Source organism: Hymenobacter agri (assembly GCF_054778495.1).
In genome coordinates this window covers 1-893 of record NZ_BAAGZM010001071.1, presented here as the reverse complement: position 1 = coordinate 893, position 893 = coordinate 1, and the positions used below count along the sequence as shown (strand labels likewise).

At 67.5% G+C, this 893-nt stretch carries 1 protein-coding gene; it reads right to left on the bottom strand.

From position 1 onward, the window contains the following. Positions 1–258 precede the first annotated feature (258 nt). Positions 259–893 (bottom strand): T9SS type B sorting domain-containing protein (locus ACYVDE_RS24525; protein WP_460504136.1); only part of this gene is annotated, 635 nt, incomplete at its 5' end.

Below are 893 nucleotides of genomic sequence, written 5' to 3'. Positions count from 1 at the left end.
GCACCGGCGGTACGGCGGGCTCGGGGGCTTGCGCGCGGGCAGCCCCGGCCAGCAGGAGCGTAGCGGTGGCGAGTAGCAATGGCTTCATAGGCAGCGGAAGAGGGATGCGAAAGACAACAGAGGGCTCATGCTGAGCACGCCGGGCCACCGGAGGAAGCACCGGGCCCTGGTACGGCTGAGCGTGCGGCGCGGGCGAGCGTGGCTGTGCGCCGCTTGCCAAACGTGAAACTGCAGATGGGCAGCCCAACAGGCGGGCCCTTAGCGGCGCACTTCGAGCCAGCTTTTCTGGCGGCGGCCGTCGGCGTCGCGCAGCAGGAAGTAGTAAACGCCATCGGGCAGGTTGCGGGCGTCCCAGTCGTTGTGGTAGTCATCACTCTGGTACACCCGCTGGCCCCAGCGCGAATACACTTCCAGCGAGGTGCGCTGGCAGCTGAAGCGCGGCCGGAACGTGTCGTTGAGCGAGTCGCGGTTGGGCGTGATGATGTTGGGGATTTTTACTTCGCCCACTTCAATGGGCGAGAAGCCGGTGAGCACCTGGCAGTTGCCGTAGCGCGCTGTGAGGTGAATGGTATATACGCCCGGGTGCTCGTAGCGGTGCGTGGGCGTGGCCGTGGTGTCGGTGTGGCCGTCGCCAAAATTCCATTCGTAGGTAGCATTGGGGGCCAGCAGCACCGGCGCCAGCGGGCAGTCGAAGGGCGCCAGGCCGGCGTACTGCGGGAAGTTGTTGCACACCGGCAGGTTCAGCCCCACGCCCTGGGCCGACACCGGCGCCATCACCACCGTGCGCGTAGCCGCCGCCTGGCAGGGTCCGTCGCGCACGGTGTAGGTGAGGGTGAACACGCCGCCGCGGTTGTTGGTGTTGGGGGGCGTGAAGAGGCCGCCGGCCGAAACGC